Here is a 1,212-nt window from a genome sequence, read left to right on the forward strand (position 1 = left end):
GCGCGGGTCGCGGCCCGGCTTCTCCAGCTCGCGGATGATGTCGGTGACCGTGGGGCCGGGGGCATTCCCCGGGCCCTCGCCCGTTTTCGTCGTTACGTCACGCGATATGCACGTCCGGTAACCGAGCTTGTCAGAGCGAAGGAAAATAACTTACGGTGCCGTAACCTACGGTCTCGTAGGTACCCCTGTGACTTCGCCGCCCTGGAGCGCCCGTGACATTGAGCCCCGACCACATCTCCGTCAAGGACGCGTGGACCGACGCCCGGCTGCTGTTCGCCCTGGAAGAAGTCGTCGAGAAGGAGCTCAACCGCCATCTCGCGGTGGCCAAGGACTGGATGCCCCACGAGTACGTGCCCTGGAGCGAGGGCCGGAACTTCGACGGGCCGCTGGGCGGCGAACCGTGGGCCCCCGACCAGTCGAAGGTCACCGACGTCGGGCGCACCGCCCTGGTGGTCAATCTGCTCACCGAGGACAACCTCCCCAGCTACCACCACGAGATAGCGACTCTGTTCGGCCGCGACGGAGCCTGGGGCACCTGGGTGCACCGCTGGACCGCCGAGGAGGGCCGGCACGGCATCGTGATGCGCGACTACCTCCTCACCACCCGCGCCGTGGACCCGGTGGAGCTGGAGAACTTCCGGATGCAGCACATGTCCGAGGGCTTCGAGTTCGACCACCCCGACTCGATGCTCCACTCGGTGTCCTATGTCGCCTTCCAGGAGCTGGCCACCCGCATCTCGCACCGCAACACCGGCCACCACTCCGGTGACCCGGTCTGCGACCGGATGCTGGCCAGGATCGCCACCGACGAGAACCTGCACATGGTCTTCTACCGCAATCTGCTGCGGGCGGCCTTCGAGCTGGCGCCGGACCGCACCATGGTCGCGGTCCGCGACGTGGTGGTCAACTTCCGGATGCCCGGCCACGGGATCCCCGGATTCGAGCGCGCGGCGGCCCGGATGGCGCTCGGCGGCATCTACAACATGCGCATCCACCACGACGACGTCCTCCAGCCGGTGCTGCGCTTCCTCAAGGTCATGGAGGTGCCCGGGCTCGGCCCCGAGGGACAGCGGGCCCAGGAGGAGATCGGCATGTTCATGAACGGCCTGGACAGCGAGGCCCGCAAGTTCGACGAGCGCCTCGCCGCCCGCCGCGCCCGCCAGGCCGCCCGCCGCGAGAGCTGACCCGGAGGGCAGCCCCCCGGGTGGGGAC

2 protein-coding genes are annotated in these 1,212 nt (G+C 68.7%); one reads left to right on the forward strand and one right to left on the reverse strand.

Annotated elements, in window-relative coordinates:
* Window positions 1-147: hypothetical protein (locus ACFV5N_RS27920; RefSeq protein ID WP_385605367.1), on the reverse strand; the 147-nt coding region annotated here is incomplete at its 3' end.
* Between the two features lie 65 nt (window positions 148-212).
* Between ACFV5N_RS27920 and ACFV5N_RS27925 the strand changes: the two genes are divergently transcribed.
* Entirely contained in the window at window positions 213-1,184 is a 972-nt protein-coding gene (locus ACFV5N_RS27925) for an acyl-ACP desaturase (protein ID WP_385605364.1), read from the forward strand.
* Window positions 1,185-1,212 lie beyond the last annotated feature (28 nt).

The sequence above is a fragment of the Streptomyces sp. NPDC059853 genome, assembly GCF_042731495.1.
Taxonomy (GTDB): domain Bacteria; phylum Actinomycetota; class Actinomycetes; order Streptomycetales; family Streptomycetaceae; genus Streptomyces.